Consider the following 17,227-nt stretch of genomic DNA (forward strand, 5'->3'; position numbering starts at 1 on the left):
ATGCAATCGTACTTGATAAAAAACGCAAACATCGTTAACGAAAATACTATTTTTTATGGGGATGTTTTAATAGAAAACAAAATCATTAAAAAAGTAGCTTCGAGCATTACGGCTGAAGAGGCTATTGTAATTGATGCAAAAGGAAAACACCTACTACCTGGCATGATCGATGACCAAGTTCACTTTAGAGAGCCAGGGCTAACACATAAAGCCAATATAGCTTCAGAGAGTAAGGCTGCCATAGCGGGAGGAATCACTTCGTTCATTGAGATGCCCAATACAGTTCCGCAAGCAACAACACAAGAATTGCTAGAAGATAAATTCGAAATAGCGAAGAAAACATCGTACGCAAATTATTCTTTCATGTTCGGTGGTACGAATGATAATCTTGACGAATTACTAAAAACAGACCCTAAAAAGGTCGCCGGGATTAAATTATTTCTAGGTTCCTCTACAGGAAACATGTTGGTAGACAACCAAGAGGTATTAGAAAAAATCTTTTCCTCTACAAAAATGCTAATTTCTGTACACTGTGAGGATGAAGAAACCATTCGCAGCAACACCGCCCAATTCAAGGAAAAATATGGAGATGCAATTCCAATAAAATACCATCCAGAAATACGAAGCGAAGAAGCTTGTTATTTATCTTCTTCAAAAGCTATTGCTCTTGCAAAGAAAACCGGAGCAAGACTGCACGTGTTTCACTTGTCTACCGAAAAAGAAACCCATTTATTTAGAAATGACATTCCACTTGAGGATAAACAAATAACAGCAGAAGTTTGTGTACACCACCTTTGGTTTACAGATGCAGACTACGAAAAGAAAGGTACCCATATTAAATGGAATCCAGCGGTAAAAGGTGAAAAAGACAGAGCCGGTCTTTGGAAGGCTTTATTAGACGATAGAATTGATATAATTGCAACCGACCATGCCCCGCATACTCTTGAAGAGAAGGATAATGTGTATACCAAAGCCCCTAGTGGAGGACCTTTAGTACAGCATGCAGTAATTGCTATTTTAGAAAAAGTAAAAGAGGGAGTACTCACGATAGAAAAGGCTGTAGAAAAAATGTGTCACAACCCTGCAAAACTTTTTAAAGTGAATAAAAGAGGGTTCATCAAAGAGGGTTACTTTGCCGACCTTGTTTTGGTAGATCTCCACAAATCTTGGACGGTTAATAAAGATAATATTCTATACAAATGTGGTTGGTCTCCTTTTGAGGAGCAAAAATTCTCCTCTACCATCACCCATACCTTTGTGAATGGTAATTTAATGTATAATCTGGGACATTTTAATGAGGAAATTAAAGGAGAAAGACTAGAATTTAATCGCTAATGAAAAAAGTTATCTATTTTTTTTTGGTTTGGTGTTTAGTAGGCTGCACTAGTAACACAATTTTCGAGAAACCCAAAGATCTTATTCCAAGGGATACCATGATCAGTCTTTTAACAGACATGTATTTGGCATCGTCAGCAAAAAACAAAGAAAATAAATTTTCAAAGAAAAAAATCAATTACATGTACCTTGTCAATGAAAAATATAACATTGACACGCTTCGTTTTGATGCAAGCAACAACTATTACGTTTCAAAAGTAGACGAATACGCGAGCATCCTTAAAAAAGTGAAACAAAACATTGATAGTTTAGAACGTGTATACAAGGGAGAAAAATTAAAAAGAGACTCTTTGAAAAGAATTAAAAATACACGTACTTTTGAACTAATCCCTGACTCCTTAAAAAACAAACTAAAACGTAAAGGTATTGACAAGGAAGCGAAAACTGATTATAAATAGTAATTTTCACAAACTTCTTGAATTGCTTTTGTAACAGGGGTAAATATAAAATTGATTTCCTCCGTTATTTTTCTAGAAGAATATCGATTGACATTGTGTACTGATTTGGCAGAATTTTTTGTAAGTATTGGTTGTCTATTCATTAATTTAGATACCACCCAATCGAATCTCCAAAAAACACTTGTTACAAAAGACCCTATTTTTATGCTTGGCTTTTGCTTACCAAGAGCCTCTGCAATGATCGAAAACACTTCTCTAAATGATAAGTTTTCTGAAACCAAGATAAACCTTTGGTTTTTTACGGATGACTCCGCTAATAAAATCATTGCTTTAACTACATCTTTCACAGAGACAAAACCAGTAACACCCTCGGTATAAAACCGAAGTCCTTTATCTACTTGTCGCACTAGTTTTCCAGAGCCTTCCTCCCAAAATCCACTACCTAAAATCACGCCGGGATTTACAATTACTACGGGAATACCCTCCTGACTGGCACGCCATACTTCCATTTCTGCACCGTATTTTGTGATTGCATAACCGTGATTATCGTCAGTATCTGACCACTCGTTTTCTTCGGTAATAATTTTATCTTCAACCGCATCACCAACTGCTGCTATCGAACTTACAAAACACAACTTTTTAACACTGTTGTGAATACAAAAATTCACAATATTTGCAGTACCGCATATATTGACACTTCGCATTTGCTTGTAGTCATCCGGATTAAAAGAAACTAAGGCTGCACAGTGGTATACCTGAATAATGGGAAACGAAAAGACAAGTTCGAGTGATGGAATATCTGTAATATCGGCCTGAACCCATTGAATCTTATTAAAAAGAGCGGTAAAATTCTCTGTGTAGTAGGCAAAGACATTTGCTGTTTTTTCTAGGCGATTTTTAGTCCGATAGATAGCCACAATTGCATCATTTTCCTTTGCTAAATGATACAATAAATGTGCTCCAACCAAACCTGTTCCACCAGTGACTAAAATCATACTACGAAAATAGAATTTTTTTAGCTTATAAATGTATCTTTGTTTCTTTAAAATGGTGAAATATGGCTCATAATTTAGTTGAAGAATTACGCTGGCGCGGAATGATTCATGATATAATGCCCGGAACAGAGGAGCAATTAGAAAAAGAAATGACAACTGCCTATATTGGCTTTGATCCAACCTCAGATTCCTTGCACATAGGGAGTTTAGTTCCGATAATTTTATTAGTACATCTTCATAAAGCTGGGCATAGACCTATTGCTTTAGTTGGAGGAGCAACCGGTATGATTGGCGACCCCTCTGGGAAATCAGATGAACGAAATCTTTTAAATGAAGAAATGCTTGCTAAAAATGTTGCTGGTATTAAAAAAACGCTAGCTAGATTTTTAAACTTTGAAGGTTCGGAGGCCAATACTCCTATTTTAGTTAATAATTTCGATTGGATGAAAAACTTTTCCTTCATTGAATTTGCGAGAGATGTAGGCAAAAGAATAACAGTAAATTACATGATGGCTAAAGATTCTGTAAAAAAACGAATTTCTGGAGAGTCAGGAGGAGGTATGAGTTTTACAGAGTTTACATACCAACTAATTCAAGGATACGACTTTTACCATCTGCACAAAACATACGATTGTAAATTACAAATGGGAGGGTCAGATCAATGGGGTAATATCACTACAGGAACAGAGCTGGTTCGAAGAATGAATGTTGGAGAGGAAGCAAAAGCATTCGCAGCAACCTGTCCTTTAATCACCAAAGCAGATGGGTCTAAATTTGGAAAATCAGAGGGCGGAAATGTTTGGCTAGATGCCGAAAAAACTTCCGTGTACAAGTTCTATCAATTTTGGCTTAATACCTCAGACGTAGATGCTGAAAAATACATCAAAATATTTACATTTTTATCTCGAAAAGAGATTAGTACTTTAATTGAAGAACACAAAAAAGCCCCTCATCTTAGAGTATTACAGAAAAGATTAGCAGAAGAAATTACGACTTTCGTACATTCTAGAGAGTTATTAGATAAAGCCATTACAGCATCAAATATTTTATTCGGAAAATCAACTGCTAGTGATTTAAAAAGCCTAGATGAGCAAACGTTTTTGGATGTTTTTGCTGGAGTTCCGCAAGCGGTTTTATCTGTTGAGGAAATTGAAGAGGGTATCGATATGATTGGCGCACTATCGGCTAAAACTAGTTTTTTAAAATCAAATGGAGATGCACGAAGGGCGCTAAAGGAAAATTCTATCGCTGTAAATAAAGAGAAGGTTAAAGAAGACTTTGTTATAACAAAAGAAAACCTGATCGCTAACCAATACGTTCTGTTACAAAGAGGAAGAAAAAACTACTTTTTATTAAAAATAGAAAGCAACTAAGAAACTGCTTTTAGTTTATAAACTAAAGGGCATCGCTTGCAGTTGATGCCTTTTTTTGATATTTATTACAACACTTACTCTTAGGTTTAATACAGCTAGAGGAACACGTGGTGGTGCATATACTTTCCTTTTTTTCAAGCTCTAAAGAGACCCCATTGGCAACATTATTTTTGTCTTGGTAAAAAACAATCATTCTATCGTCTAAAAAAATTCTTTGCAAATATAGGTTTTTTATTTAGAACAAATTAAAATAATTCGTTATATTTCACATTAATAGGATTTTAATAGCAAATAAGGTTCTTATCTGATGTAATAATACTGATTTAACCGTAAGGATTTATATTTTTATGGACTATTATTTTATTAAACTAAATTTTTAAATCAATGAAAAAATTACTCCTAACATTCGTTATTGTATGTTTATCGTTAACTTCTTCTTTATCTGCTCAAAATTTTGCAGGTTTAGACAAGAGTCCAATGGATGCGGCGGCATTTCCATCTAGCTATAGGGTATCCGATAAAACAGTAAAAATAATATACAGCCGTCCGCAATTAAAGAACAGAAGTATTTCTAAACTTGCACCTTCTGGGAAAATATGGAGAACGGGAGCAAATGAAGCACCTGAAATTACATTTTATACCGACGTTAATTTTGGAGGAAAAGCAGTAAAGGCCGGAACTTATACGCTATTTACGATTCCGGGAGATAAAGAATGGACTATTATTTTGAGCACTGCTAAAAACGTTTGGGGGTCTTATTTCTACAAAGAAAGTGAAGATGTTGTTCGCGTACAGGGAACTGTTTCAAATCTTGCCAAAAAAGTAGAGGCATTTTCTATAAGTTTTGATGGAAAAAACGAAGATTTCAATATGTTTATGGGATGGGGTAATACTTTAATAACTGTACCCATTAAAGAGTAGTGTATTTAGGGTTACTCCCATAAATCATAGTCAAAAATTAACAATAGCCAAAAGCATAGTTACAATATGTAATGCTTTTGGCTTTTTTTAAAGTGCAATTTTTAATCGACAAAACAATAGGAACCTAAAGAAAAAATACTATATTTAGTACCCTAAAAAGGGTATTCTCTACTACAAAACGCTTATACCCATAATACCAACACTTATACCTTAAAAAGGTACGCATAAGTAATTTATATCCATTAAAGGCTCTTTTGACAGTAGCTTAAGGTTTCAAAAAAAATTACTACTTATGCTAAGCACACCCCCCCACAAAAAGAAAAGTTAAGCACTTTACAAAAAGAATTTGAACTAAAAATTAGTCAATTTGAAAACCCAACCCAAAACAACGTTGACAATCTACTACTAGAAACCCAGATTGATAAAATGCAACTTGTATATCTTTCCGGACACTACGTAATTAACAACCAAGAATCTAAAGGTTTTGTTCTATAAACACCACCAATTACAAGTTTGAAGTACAGGTTAAAAACAAAGTTTTCATGGTTAAAATACCAGTAATAAACATTTCGGTCTCTATAGATGGCAAAAGTTCCAAAGAATTTACTTTTGAGGAAGTAACTTTCTACAGAGACAACCTTGTTATAGATGGGTATTTGGATATAAATTTCTCTCGAAAATATAATATTGGTAAAATAGTCTCATTTTCTGGTACCATTCAAACACAAAATGAAAAGAAATTTATTACCGGGGCTACCTATTTTAACTCGGTTCCTCTGAAGGCATTTTCAGGTACTTACAGAGAACTTACTGGTTTTACGGTTGGTAACCACATCATGCGCATCACAGATTCCTCTTTGGTGTTTGATTTTGGTAATGGACCTGTTGAAATTACCGAATACATCTACAAGCCGTCGGTATGTACACTAGAATTTTACAAACCAAGAAGTTTAGAAAAATTTGAAGTTATTTTAGGTTTGTCTGGAAACTCCGGTTTAGCTTGTAATATATTGAGTAAACACAGAACGCGATTTGCAGTTACTATTCCTATGAAAATTTAGATTACTACATGTAAAAAATCTCCAATTATAAGCAGAAATGAAGCTGTATTTAATTGGAGATTTTTCTTGCAATTTTATTGCCATAAACTTTACGAACGGTTGAGGTTAAAAAAAATACATCGACTAGTAAAATACTACATACTATCACTTTTAACGAAAAGAAATCGACCTCAAACACACGTTAGAGGTTGTTTTTCTATGCTTTAGCGATGCATTATTTTTCAAAGTATAACGAAAATTTATAAGCGGTATCAAAGCAATTACTACAATTTTTAGGTATGGGTAATAGATAATTTATTTAGTAGGACAAAATAAGCACCTAAAGAACATATTTTTATTAGAAAAACACAGGAGCAAGATTTAAATTATTGTACTGCTAAAAATTAAATAGCTTCCTTTAAAGTATCTAAAAACTGTACATATCCTTTATTCTTTCGGATACCTATTTAAGTCTTTATGTTGCCAAAGTAGATTTACAATACTCCATTTTCCATCTAATTTTATCAAGTGTAAATATTCCACCCAGTTGTCGGAAATTAATTTAACATTGGCTACTCTGTTGTAGATATCAAGAATCCGTACTTGGTCGTTAGGCTGCGGCGGGAACTTGGTATTTGCCTTGTTCCAAGAAGTTGCAAATGCAAGCATTTGAGCTTTCGTCGTCGGTACAGCAACCTCCTTTTTAAGTGTTCTACTCCATCCTATGGTAACCTTTTTAAGACTATCATTCATCACCTCCTCCATGAGTTTTGGTTGGAGGTTCTGCAATGCTTTCAAATATCCTAAAGCTATTCTTTTAATTTCTAAAGAATCTTTTTTGGAGGCTTTAGTAGCTAGAGTAATATTAGTATTGGTAGCTATTTCTCTTACGCGAATTCTAGTTTTATGAATATCAAATTGTTCTAAACCAATGTAGTTCCCTATACTGTCGTACTTTTTTTTACCATAAGCAAATCCCCAAGGATTGGTAACTAGATTATCCTTTGCATCGTGATAACTGTATACAATATGATTTTGATTTTCATCGTAAGTATCTTTATATGCTGCAATCCCTTTCGCATTGGGAACAACATTTAAATTCTGGTCAAGATTATAATGTGCCATTGGAGCCCCATTTTTATCCAAAAGAATACCGGTGGTTTCAAATTGGAAATAAGGAGACAAGGAAACCGCAACTCCTTTGCGATTAAACCGTTTTTCGACGATCATTTTTTTATCCTTCGTCCAACGGTATTCTGATATGCCCCAATTAGACTCCATTGGTTTATTGGCCATATCGAAAAACGTAAGCCCCGTTTTAAAACCGTTTTTTTGAAAGGTGTATACTTCTTTAAAAACTTCTCTATCATTACTTATACGTTTTCCATTTTTATCGTAAAATACTCTAGTCTCTTTGGCATCAGTATAGGTTATCACAACTTTATATACACCTAAAGAGGCCAATGGATGTCTTCTCTCAGTATGGTAATGGTTATTTATAATCTCTACAATTCGATTGGCACTATCGTAGGTAAACCGATAATGCGAGGTATGTTTTGCTGTTTCTTTGTCTATAGGATAGATTCCTGCTAAATCGATATGTGGCGAAACGTGGTTAAATCGTAAATGTCGGTAGTACGAAATGGTATTTTTGTTAGCAAATGAGGTTGTGTTACTTAAAAATAAACATAGTAGTAGTGTTACAATTTTCATAGGTGTTTTATTTATATTTTTATAATTCTTTTAAAACCTTTAGAGCGTTTGCTTTGTAAAAATCGCCGAAAGGAATTTCAATAGATCCAATTTCAACATCTTGTCTTGTATAAGCAGAAACTTTGGTAGTATTTACAATATAGGATCGGTGCACTCTCAAAAAGCGCTCATCTAACTTTTCTTCAAAAGCAGTAATACCGTGTTTTACCATAATGGAAGAGCTCGGTAAGTGTATTCTAATGTAGTCTTTAATACTTTCGATGTAAGTGACATCGTCGAAGTTTATTTTAATATTCTTCTTGTTGCTTTGAACGAAGATATACGATTCTTGTGTCGGTATATTTTCATTGAACTTAGGAGGCGATTTCTGAGAATCGACAAATTTTTCAATAGCCTGAAAAAAACGAACAAAAGTAATTGGTTTTAAAAGATAATCTACCGCATTTAATTCAAAGCCTTCAATGGCATATTCTCGGTAGGCAGTTGTAAATATTACTCTCGGTTTTTGCTTCAATGTTTTGAAAAAGTCAGTTCCTTTTAAAACAGGCATCTCAATATCTAAAAATAATAAATCTACGTTTTCTGTTTGTAATATTTTGTGGGCCTCTATAGCAGAGGAGCAAGAGGCTATTACCTTAAAATTTTCAAGTTGTGACAAATGTGTTTCTAGCAGCTCTCTTGCCAAACTTTCATCGTCAACGATTAGACATTTATACACCATTTGTTTTAACTTTTAAGTGAACCCTATACAATTCTTTGGTATTCGTAACATCCAACTGATAAGCTCCAGGATATAACAAATTTAGTTGATTAATAGTATTATTGAGCCCTATGGGCTCTCGTTCGGTGCGGTTGTCATTTTTAGTAAAAGTGGGCTTTGAATTTTCTATTTTAAATTCGATTTCTTTCGAATTTCCTGTGACGAAAATATCTATTTTTGCGATATGTAATTCTTCTACAACACCGTGCTTGTAGGCATTTTCTAAAAAAGTAAGTAATAGTAACGGAGCTATTTTAGCGTCTTCCGAAATTTTTTTGGTAAATCTAACTTTCACTCTATCTCCATAACGAACCTCCTCAAGATCTATGTAATTATGCAACAAAATTACTTCATTTTTGAGAGGCACAAAGGTATCTTTACACTGGTATAAGATATAATCTAATATTTCGGAAAGCTTTGCTATTACCTCTGAAGTTTTATCGGATTTTTTTAGAGAAAGTGCGTAGAGGTTATTCAGTGTATTGAATAGAAAATGCGGATTTAACTGGTTTTTCAAGGCGTTTAATTCTGTAGTCTTTTTTTGCTCTAGCAAAACAGCAGTTTCTTGCTGTTTTTTATAGTAGTCAAAAATCACTAAAATAACCGTTGGAAATAAGTAGCCTGGTATACTTCCGATATAAGCAGAAAAATTAGTAAACCTATCTCTTAAAATAAAAGGCGGCCTGTAGGAAAATTCTTCAGGATAAGAAGGAATCATCACGAAGTATTTATAGGTTGAATACACGATATATAAAACATAAATTAACCCCATAGAACTCGAGAAAAAAAGCCTCTCTTACCAGTATTAAGAAAACGTGGTATGAAAACTTTTAAAATGGTGTACGCCAAAATAATTTGCAAGACCAGCTTCAAAAAAACACTTTCAAATAAAAGTATTTTATTTTTTCATAAGGCCACGGAACACTCATGAAATAAATAAGCATAATTATCCAAAATAAAACATGTCTTAGCTCTTTTGTGCGTAAAAATGATGGCATAGGATAACTTGCAATTAAATATATTTTGGTTAAAACTACATAATTACTACTAAAATTAGTTTTAAAATAGATAGAAACTGTTTAAAAGCCATCAAAAAGACGGTATCTACAAACAAAACGGTTTTTCAATGTTGTATTTCTCTCTGTTTGCTTTTGCCGCGATTTTGTCTCTTGTAAAATTTTGTGGGTAGAATCTTTATATTTTTCCCCCTACAAAAACAAATGTATTCGCAATGAAGATTATCGTATTTCTTTTAACAATTAAACTTTTACTCATAACAGATGCTAATTATGCACAACAACAAAACTATACCGATTTAATAAGAAATGGATGGGGATTTTGTTTGAAAAAAGAATATACCAAGGCAATAAAGTTGTATGAGGCGGCATTTAAACTAGAAAAACCTATCCCGATAGCAGACCGTTATAACCTATCTTGTATCTATGCCTTATCGGGAAATTCAGACAAAGCCTTTTACCAATTATTCAATATCTCTTCCGACTCGCATTGGGATGACTATACCCATCTCATTAACGATACAGACTTGCATAGTTTGCACGGAGATTCACGCTGGGAAGACTTAAAGTTATTAGTTTTAGAAAATAAAAAAAATACAGAAAAACATTTTGACAAAGCGCTGGTAAGCATTTTAGATACCATTTATTACGATGATCAAAGTACGAGAAGTAAAATTCGGTCTATGGAAAAAAAATTCGGAAGAAATTCTAAAGAAATGGACCAGTTTTGGCAAACGATCCTTCAAAAAGACTCTATAAATCTTACAAAGGTGCGTGCTATTTTAGAGGAAAGAGGGTGGCCAAGTAAAAAAACAATAGGAAAAAGAGGAACTTCTGCCATATTTCTAGTTTTACAGCATGCCAATCTTGAAGTACAAGAAAAATATTTAGTTTTTATAAAAGAGGCTGTAGCGAATAATGATCTCCCTAAAAGACAATATGCCATGTTTTATGATAGGCTTCTTTTGAGAAGAGGGCAACGACAAATTTACGGCACGCAATTAGCAAGGAGTAGTAAAAGTAACAAACCATATGTTTTACCTTTAGAAGACCCACTAAATGTCGACAAACGAAGACTCGAAATGGGGCTTAATTCCATGCAGGAAAACCTGAACAGATGGAATCTGATATGGGAGGCAAAAACCTACCTAAAAGAGCTACCACAAATAGAGGCCAGAGAGAGAGAATTACGGAGGCAAAAATCATAAAGAAATTTTAATCAAACACCTAAAAGTTAAGATTTCAACAAAAAAGGTTCCTTTAAAAAGAAGGTTTTCAAAAGAGACGTAATTGCTTGGGTTAAAACTTTTATAATCCTGAAATAACCGTAAATTTGCATCCGTAAACAAGATAGTAAAGATGCAATACAATCATCAAGACATAGAGAAAAAATGGCAAGAGTTTTGGGCTAAAAACGAAACTTTTAAAACAGAGAACACCTCTGAAAAACCAAAATATTACGTACTAGATATGTTTCCTTATCCTTCGGGTGCAGGATTACACGTTGGTCATCCGTTAGGATATATAGCGAGTGACATATATGCTAGGTACAAGCGTCATAAAGGTTTTAATGTATTGCACCCACAAGGATATGACAGCTTTGGTTTACCTGCGGAACAATATGCTATCCAAACAGGGCAGCATCCCGCAGTAACTACAGAAACAAACATCAAAACTTACCGTAAACAACTAGATAAAATAGGGTTTTCCTTTGACTGGTCTCGAGAAGTTAGAACTTCAAATCCGGAGTACTACAAATGGACCCAATGGATATTTATCCAGTTATTTAATTCTTGGTATAACAAAGACAAAGATAGCGCGGAAGATATTTCTTCCTTAGTGGCCATATTTGAAAGTCGTGGAAATGAGGCTGTACATGCCGTATGTGACGAAGATTGTACTAGTTTCTCTGCAGAGGAATGGAAAAACTTTTCGGAGGAAAAACAACAAGGAATTCTTTTGCAATACCGTTTAACCTACCTGTCAGATACGGAAGTGAATTGGTGTCCTGAACTAGGAACAGTATTAGCAAACGATGAGATTGTTAATGGGGTATCGGAACGAGGTGGACACCCGGTAGTACGAAAAAAATGAGGCAATGGTCGATGCGAATCACCGCCTATGCGCAGCGTTTACTTGATGGTTTACAAAACATAGACTGGCCACAACCTTTAAAAGATAGCCAAACCAATTGGATTGGTCGCTCCCAAGGTGCTATGGTAAGTTTTAAGGTAGACGGACACGATGCAACTATTGACGTATTTACGACCCGACCTGATACTATTTATGGCGTTAGTTTTATGACACTAGCACCCGAACATGAATTGGTTGCAAAAATAACTTCAGAAGCACAAAAAGACGCAGTAGATGCCTATGTTACTGCCACTGCCAAGAGATCAGAAAGAGATAGAATGGCGGATGTGAAAACTATCTCTGGAGTAAATACAGGAGCCTTTGCTATCCATCCTTTTTCTGGGGCAAAAGTTCCTATTTGGATTGGTGATTATGTATTAGCAAGTTACGGAACAGGTGCGGTAATGGCAGTTCCTTGCGGAGACCAAAGGGATTATGATTTTGCAAAACATTTTGATATTGGCATCCCGAATATATTTGAGGGCGTGGATATTTCAGAAACAGCATTTGCCGATAAAGAAAAGACCGTTCTGGCCAATTCGGACTTTTTAAATGGTTTGTCTTATAAAAAAGCGATGAAAACCGTTATTTATGAAATGGAACAACGCGGTTTTGGTTACGGTAAAATAAATTATCGTTTACGAGATGCAGTATTTAGTCGCCAACGCTATTGGGGAGAACCATTTCCGGTGTATTATAAAAACGGAATGCCCCAAATGATTGCTTCCGAACATTTACCAATTGTTTTACCGGAAGTAGAAAAATATTTACCGACAGAAGACGGCAAACCTCCTTTAGGAAATGCCGATATGTGGGCATGGGATACCGCTACTAATACTGTAGTCGCAAACGAAGGTATAAACAATAATACTGTTTTCCCTCTAGAACTCAACACCATGCCAGGATGGGCAGGAAGTTCTTGGTATTTCAATCGTTATATGGATGCCACAAACAATGGAGAATTTGTGAGCAAAGAAGCAGTTGGATATTGGAAAGAAGTAGATTTATATATTGGTGGCTCAGAACATGCAACAGGACATTTACTATATGCACGTTTTGGCAAAAATTTTTATTCGATAGAGGATTGCTTCCCGTTGAGGAGTTTGCCAAAAAACTAATCAATCAAGGAATGATTCTTGGAACTTCAGCAATAGTATATCGCATAGCCGGAACCAACAAATATGTTTCTGCAGGTTTACGAGAGGCATATGAAACCGAAGAACTTCGTGTAGATGTAAAATTGATAAATGCTTCCGATGAACTAGATATCGCAGCCCTTAAACAATGGCAACCACAATTTTCTAATGCTACCTTTGTACTAGAAGATGGTAAATACATTGTGGGAAGAGAGGTAGAAAAAATGTCGAAAAGATGGTTTAATGTGGTTAATCCGGATGATATTTGTGAGACATATGGTGCGGATAGTTTGCGATTATTCGAAATGTTTTTAGGTCCATTAGAACAATTCAAACCTTGGAAAACCTCAGGTATTTCAGGAGTTTATTCATTTTTAAAGAAACTTTGGAAGTTATATGTTGGTGAGGATGGTAGTAAAGCATCGGAAGATGCACCAAGTAAAGATAGTTTAAAAACCTTACATAAAACCATCAAAAAAGTAGAAGAAGATATCGAGAATTTCTCGTTTAATACCTCGGTTTCTACCTTTATGATTGCAGTAAACGAATTAACAGCGCAGCGATGTACCAGCAAGGCTATTTTAGAACCCTTATTAATATTGATATCACCGTATGCACCCCATATAGCGGAGGAACTGTGGAGTCAACTAGGACATGGAAATTCTATTGCTACGGAAAAATTTCCGGTCTTTGAGGAAAAATACTTAGTAGAGTCTGAGAAAGAGTATCCTGTTTCCTTTAATGGAAAAATGCGATTCAAGCTTAAACTTTCGTTAGATTTGAGTAAAGATGAAATCGAAAAAACTGTAATGTCGCATGAAAAGACAGTACAACAGTTACAAGGAAGAACTCCAAAGAAAGTAATTATAGTTCCTGGAAAAATTATCAATATCGTAGGATAAAAAACTATTGTAAAAAATAGTACAAGAGTCGTCAGAAATCATACTTTTTGACGACTCTTTTATTGTATAATGTTCAATATTAAAAGAGTCGCTATATTTTTGCTATTGAATTTCCAAATGTAAACGCTTGTGAACTTACTATCTAGAAATAAAAATACCTTTACTGTTCGATTTTTCGATAGTGTAGAAGACATTTCTCCGTCTATTTTTGAGGATCTACAATGCACTGCGAATCTATATTTTAATCCGTTATACTTAAAGGCGATAGAAAAACACAATACAAAAATCCATTTTGCGTACCTGGTACTTTTTGATAGTTTGCATAAACCTATTGGTCTTTGCAGTATTCAGGTATTTGATTTCCAAACAAAACATCTTACAAACAGCATACACTCTGTGCGTTCTTGGCTAGAATATATTGGGCAGAAGTGGAATGTACTAAACAGTAAAAAAGCAGTTACAATAGCTACCTGCGGGAATTCTTTTGTTTCTGGCGAACACGGAATTTACCTGCATCCAGAGTACGACAAGAAAACGCTACTAAAACAAGTAGCTGATGGACTAGTTCACTATTCTTTAGAGAAAAAAAAGTTGCACAAGACCATAGATGCTTTCGTAGTTAAAGACTTTGTTAAAGAGTCTATCAAAGCATCGAATTCCCTTTTGAATATGGGATATACTTCTTTTCAAGCCGAACCAAATATGGTACTTCAATTACCAGATAGTTGGCAAAACTTTGACCAGTACCTCGATGCTATGAAAACGAAATTTAGAGTAAAAGCCAAACGAGCGCTACAGAAAAGTTCCGCTCTTTCAGTAATCGATTTTTCTATGGAAAAGATCGAACAGTTTTTACCCGAAATGACCACGATGTATCAAAACATATCTAAAAATGCTACTTTCAACTTGGTAAATTTCAATCTAGAAACCTATGTATCACTTAAAGAGAATTTAGGCGATAGATATTTTTTAAACGGGTATTTCTTGGAAGGGAAACTTGTTGGTTTTGCTTCTGGTTTAGTTAATGGAAAAACTTTAGATGCCCATTTTGTGGGTATTAATTATTCACTAAACAAAGAATATTCTATCTACCAACGCATGTTGTACGACTATGTTTCCATTGGTATTTCGAAAAAAGTAAAAAGTATTAATTTTGGGAGAACTGCAAGTGAAATAAAAAGCTCTGTAGGTGCTATCCCGGAGAAAATGACAATTTATCTGCGACATCGAAAGAGCATTCCGAATAAAATAGTAAGTTTGTTGGTAAAGAACATAAAACCAACTGATTTTAGCCAAAAATCACCTTTTAAAACGAATGCACTGAAAAAGTAAGAACACTATGAAAAACACGAAAGATTTATTAGACATCTTAATTTTAGAAGATACTGGAAGTAATAATTTTTTAGGTAAAAGCAACGATATCGGGAGTCCTAATGTTTTTGGAGGACAAGTATTGGCCCAATCGTTAAATGCAGCCTATAGAACTGTTGCTAAAGAGCGCGTACTCCACTCGCTGCACTCCTACTTTTTAGAAGCAGGTAATTTAGATATTCCTATTACCTACAACGTGCAAATCATAAGAGATGGCGGTAGTTTTTCTACGCGAAGAGTAACCGCTTATCAAAATGAAAAAACCATATTTATTCTAGCGTGTTCCTTTCATAAAATTGAAAAAGGTCACGAGCATCAAATACCCATAAAAAAAGACATTAAACAACCTGAAGAACTATTAAGCTGGACCGATATGTTAACACAATTTGGAGAATTTATTCCCAAAAAACTAAAAGCTTTTTTAAGTATCGATCGCCCAATTGCATTTAAACCAGTACAAGCTGTAAACCCTTTTGAAAACAAAGATTTACCACCAATAATAGATGTTTGGTTTAAACTAAAAGGAAATGGAGAAAATTTATCGCTTGCCATTAAACAGCAAATCTTAACGTATATCTCAGACTATAATATTCTAACCGCATGTTTGCATCCAAACGCCAGTAAGGCTAACTTTTCGAATACACAAATGGCAAGTTTAGACCATTCGATGTGGTTTTACAGAGATTTTGACTTTACAGATTGGATGTTGTTTTCTATCGAAAGCCCAAACTCTTTTGGCGCTAGAGGTTTTTCACGAGGAAATATTTTTACAAGAGATGGAAAACTCATTGCCTCTGTTGCCCAAGAAGGACTACTGAGACCGTTACAAAAGTAAAACATCCATAAAGTGATTCAAGGAAAACAATGAAAAGAATCGCCTACAAATGAGAGCCTAAAATACTATTGTTAGGCACTTATTTGGGTAATAAATAAATTTAATCACTACCAATGGTTATATATAACTTTCCATACTTTTTCGAACTGCTTTCTGTTTCTGCTCCAAAAAGGCTTTATCCTTTACAAGAAAGTCATAAAGTTTGGTATCTGTTGTTTTTGTAGCTGTAGCAATATTTTGCGTGCGATGCATGTTCATTTCTGTTTGCATTTGTACTTGGTATAAATTAGCTGCTACCTTAAAGTCATATTCACTTTTTGAAGCGATAAGCTTGGTAACTATTGGTGCAGTCTCCACCATGAGAAATAATAGAAAAATAAACAACGATGGAAGATACGGCAATGTACCTAAAGCCTCTATCCTAGCCATCAAACCATCGAAATTCGATACAATTGGGGCAGTTTGTATTTCTTGCTGCTCTTGTTGCTCTTGTAATTTTTTTATGGCGCTCTCTTTTTCTAGTATTTTTTGTTCATTACGGCTTTGTAATTGTTCCAGTGCGAGAAGCGCAGCATCGTGTTTCTCCCTTTTTTCTTTGTATACAGGTCCTTTGCCTAATAATTTGGTTCCTGCCTTTCCCTCTGCCTCAGCAATATAAGTTGCATAAAGAGAATTCACCTCGTTTTCTTTTTGTAAAATTTCATTTTTCAATTCGGTAATTTCCTTTTGTTTGGCATTTATTTGCGGTGTAAATTGCAGTGCAATCTGTTCTTTATTGGCAAGAAATAAAGTATTTTTCTTTTCGAGTAAAACTTGATTTATTTCTTTTTCAAAAATTTTTAACTCTAGGGGCTTTGCAATTACAACAGCAATGATAATTGCCATAAATAACCTTGGTGTTGCTTGCCAAAAAGCTTGCCAAAACGAATCTCTTTTATGCATAGTAGCAACAATAAAGCGATCTAAATTAAATACTAACAAACCCCAAAGTAAGCCAAAACATATCGCAATATAGACCGTATCAAAAACCGTAAAAAGGGCATAACTTGCCGTAAGGAAAGCCATTACTGCGGTAAAAAAAATGGTAGCTCCTATACCAACAAATTTATTTTGTTCTCCTGCAGAACATTGTTGTAAAACAGGGATATCAGCACCCGAACATAATAGAAAGAAGTTTTTCAGCATATATGTATAACGAATTACCAATAAAATTGTTACACGATTAGTACTACTAATGGC

Annotated in this window: 14 protein-coding genes and 1 pseudogene; 9 read left to right on the plus strand and 6 right to left on the minus strand. The window is 34.6% G+C overall.

The window, feature by feature from the left end; genetic code table 11:
* Together BSU00_RS06470 and BSU00_RS06475 are read left to right on the plus strand one after the other, a co-directional pair.
* Nucleotides 1-1,335, plus strand: coding sequence for a dihydroorotase (locus BSU00_RS06470; protein WP_105003647.1), 1,335 nt, complete (start codon nucleotides 1-3; stop codon nucleotides 1,333-1,335).
* Complete coding sequence (locus BSU00_RS06475) at nucleotides 1,335-1,793, plus strand: DUF4296 domain-containing protein (RefSeq protein ID WP_105003648.1); 459 nt, start codon at nucleotides 1,335-1,337, stop codon at nucleotides 1,791-1,793. Before BSU00_RS06470 ends, BSU00_RS06475 begins: the two co-directional genes overlap by 1 nt.
* On the opposite strand, the gene BSU00_RS06480 is transcribed toward BSU00_RS06475, so the two are convergent.
* Entirely contained in the window at nucleotides 1,784-2,788 is a 1,005-nt protein-coding gene (locus tag BSU00_RS06480) for an NAD-dependent epimerase/dehydratase family protein (RefSeq protein WP_105003649.1), read from the minus strand. The two genes, BSU00_RS06475 and BSU00_RS06480, sit on opposite strands and share 10 nt — an antisense overlap.
* Before the next feature lie 62 nt (nucleotides 2,789-2,850).
* Between BSU00_RS06480 and tyrS the strand changes: the two genes are divergently transcribed.
* A complete protein-coding gene (gene tyrS, locus BSU00_RS06485) occupies nucleotides 2,851-4,161 on the plus strand; it encodes a tyrosine--tRNA ligase (protein ID WP_105003650.1) in 1,311 nt (436 codons plus the stop codon).
* 22 nt (nucleotides 4,162-4,183) lie between these two features.
* Here tyrS and BSU00_RS06490 read toward each other — a convergent pair whose 3' ends face one another.
* Nucleotides 4,184-4,381, minus strand: a complete 198-nt coding sequence (locus tag BSU00_RS06490) for a hypothetical protein (protein WP_105003651.1) — start codon at nucleotides 4,379-4,381, stop codon at nucleotides 4,184-4,186.
* A gap of 164 nt (nucleotides 4,382-4,545) precedes the next feature.
* On the opposite strand from BSU00_RS06490, the gene BSU00_RS06495 reads away from it, so the two are divergent.
* Both BSU00_RS06495 and BSU00_RS06500 read left to right on the plus strand, forming a co-directional pair.
* On the plus strand, nucleotides 4,546-5,082 hold the full coding sequence (locus BSU00_RS06495; RefSeq protein ID WP_105003652.1) for a DUF2911 domain-containing protein: 537 nt from the start codon (nucleotides 4,546-4,548) through the stop codon (nucleotides 5,080-5,082).
* Between the two features lie 542 nt (nucleotides 5,083-5,624).
* On the plus strand, nucleotides 5,625-6,143 hold the full coding sequence (locus BSU00_RS06500) for a hypothetical protein (protein WP_105003653.1): 519 nt from the start codon (nucleotides 5,625-5,627) through the stop codon (nucleotides 6,141-6,143).
* A 426-nt stretch (nucleotides 6,144-6,569) separates the two neighbouring features.
* Here BSU00_RS06500 and BSU00_RS06505 read toward each other — a convergent pair whose 3' ends face one another.
* From BSU00_RS06505 to BSU00_RS06515, 3 genes are read right to left on the minus strand one after another with little or no spacing between them, the layout of a single operon-like run.
* Nucleotides 6,570-7,835: a nuclear transport factor 2 family protein gene (locus BSU00_RS06505; RefSeq protein WP_105003654.1), complete on the minus strand. Its 1,266-nt coding sequence runs from the start codon at nucleotides 7,833-7,835 to the stop codon at nucleotides 6,570-6,572.
* A 19-nt stretch (nucleotides 7,836-7,854) separates the two neighbouring features.
* Nucleotides 7,855-8,556 carry a LytTR family DNA-binding domain-containing protein gene (locus BSU00_RS06510; protein WP_105003655.1) on the minus strand — a complete coding sequence of 234 codons (702 nt, stop codon included), beginning with the start codon at nucleotides 8,554-8,556 and terminating at the stop codon, nucleotides 7,855-7,857.
* Nucleotides 8,546-9,313 (minus strand): sensor histidine kinase, encoded by a 768-nt coding sequence (locus tag BSU00_RS06515; protein WP_158254401.1) that lies wholly within the window; start codon nucleotides 9,311-9,313, stop codon nucleotides 8,546-8,548. The genes BSU00_RS06510 and BSU00_RS06515 overlap by 11 nt, the downstream gene beginning before the upstream one ends.
* Before the next feature lie 513 nt (nucleotides 9,314-9,826).
* Between BSU00_RS06515 and BSU00_RS06520 the strand changes: the two genes are divergently transcribed.
* The 4 genes and pseudogenes from BSU00_RS06520 (at nucleotide 9,827) to BSU00_RS06535 (ending at nucleotide 15,988) form a co-directional block, all read left to right on the plus strand.
* Nucleotides 9,827-10,819, plus strand: coding sequence for a DUF6624 domain-containing protein (locus BSU00_RS06520; protein ID WP_105003657.1), 993 nt, complete (start codon nucleotides 9,827-9,829; stop codon nucleotides 10,817-10,819).
* A 151-nt stretch (nucleotides 10,820-10,970) separates the two neighbouring features.
* Nucleotides 10,971-13,782 (plus strand): annotated as a pseudogene (gene leuS, locus BSU00_RS06525) (leucine--tRNA ligase).
* A 129-nt stretch (nucleotides 13,783-13,911) separates the two neighbouring features.
* Nucleotides 13,912-15,114, plus strand: a complete 1,203-nt coding sequence (locus tag BSU00_RS06530; protein ID WP_105003658.1) for a GNAT family N-acetyltransferase — start codon at nucleotides 13,912-13,914, stop codon at nucleotides 15,112-15,114.
* Between the two features lie 7 nt (nucleotides 15,115-15,121).
* The gene (locus BSU00_RS06535; protein WP_105003659.1) at nucleotides 15,122-15,988 is read left to right on the plus strand and encodes an acyl-CoA thioesterase II; all 867 of its coding nucleotides are present in this window, start codon (nucleotides 15,122-15,124) and stop codon (nucleotides 15,986-15,988) included.
* Nucleotides 15,989-16,105: 117 nt separating this feature from the next.
* Here BSU00_RS06535 and BSU00_RS06540 read toward each other — a convergent pair whose 3' ends face one another.
* Complete coding sequence (locus BSU00_RS06540) at nucleotides 16,106-17,173, minus strand: DUF4407 domain-containing protein (RefSeq protein WP_105003660.1); 1,068 nt, start codon at nucleotides 17,171-17,173, stop codon at nucleotides 16,106-16,108.
* Nucleotides 17,174-17,227 lie beyond the last annotated feature (54 nt).

This window comes from Tenacibaculum sp. SG-28 (assembly GCF_002954385.1).
In the GTDB taxonomy this organism is placed as follows: domain Bacteria; phylum Bacteroidota; class Bacteroidia; order Flavobacteriales; family Flavobacteriaceae; genus Polaribacter.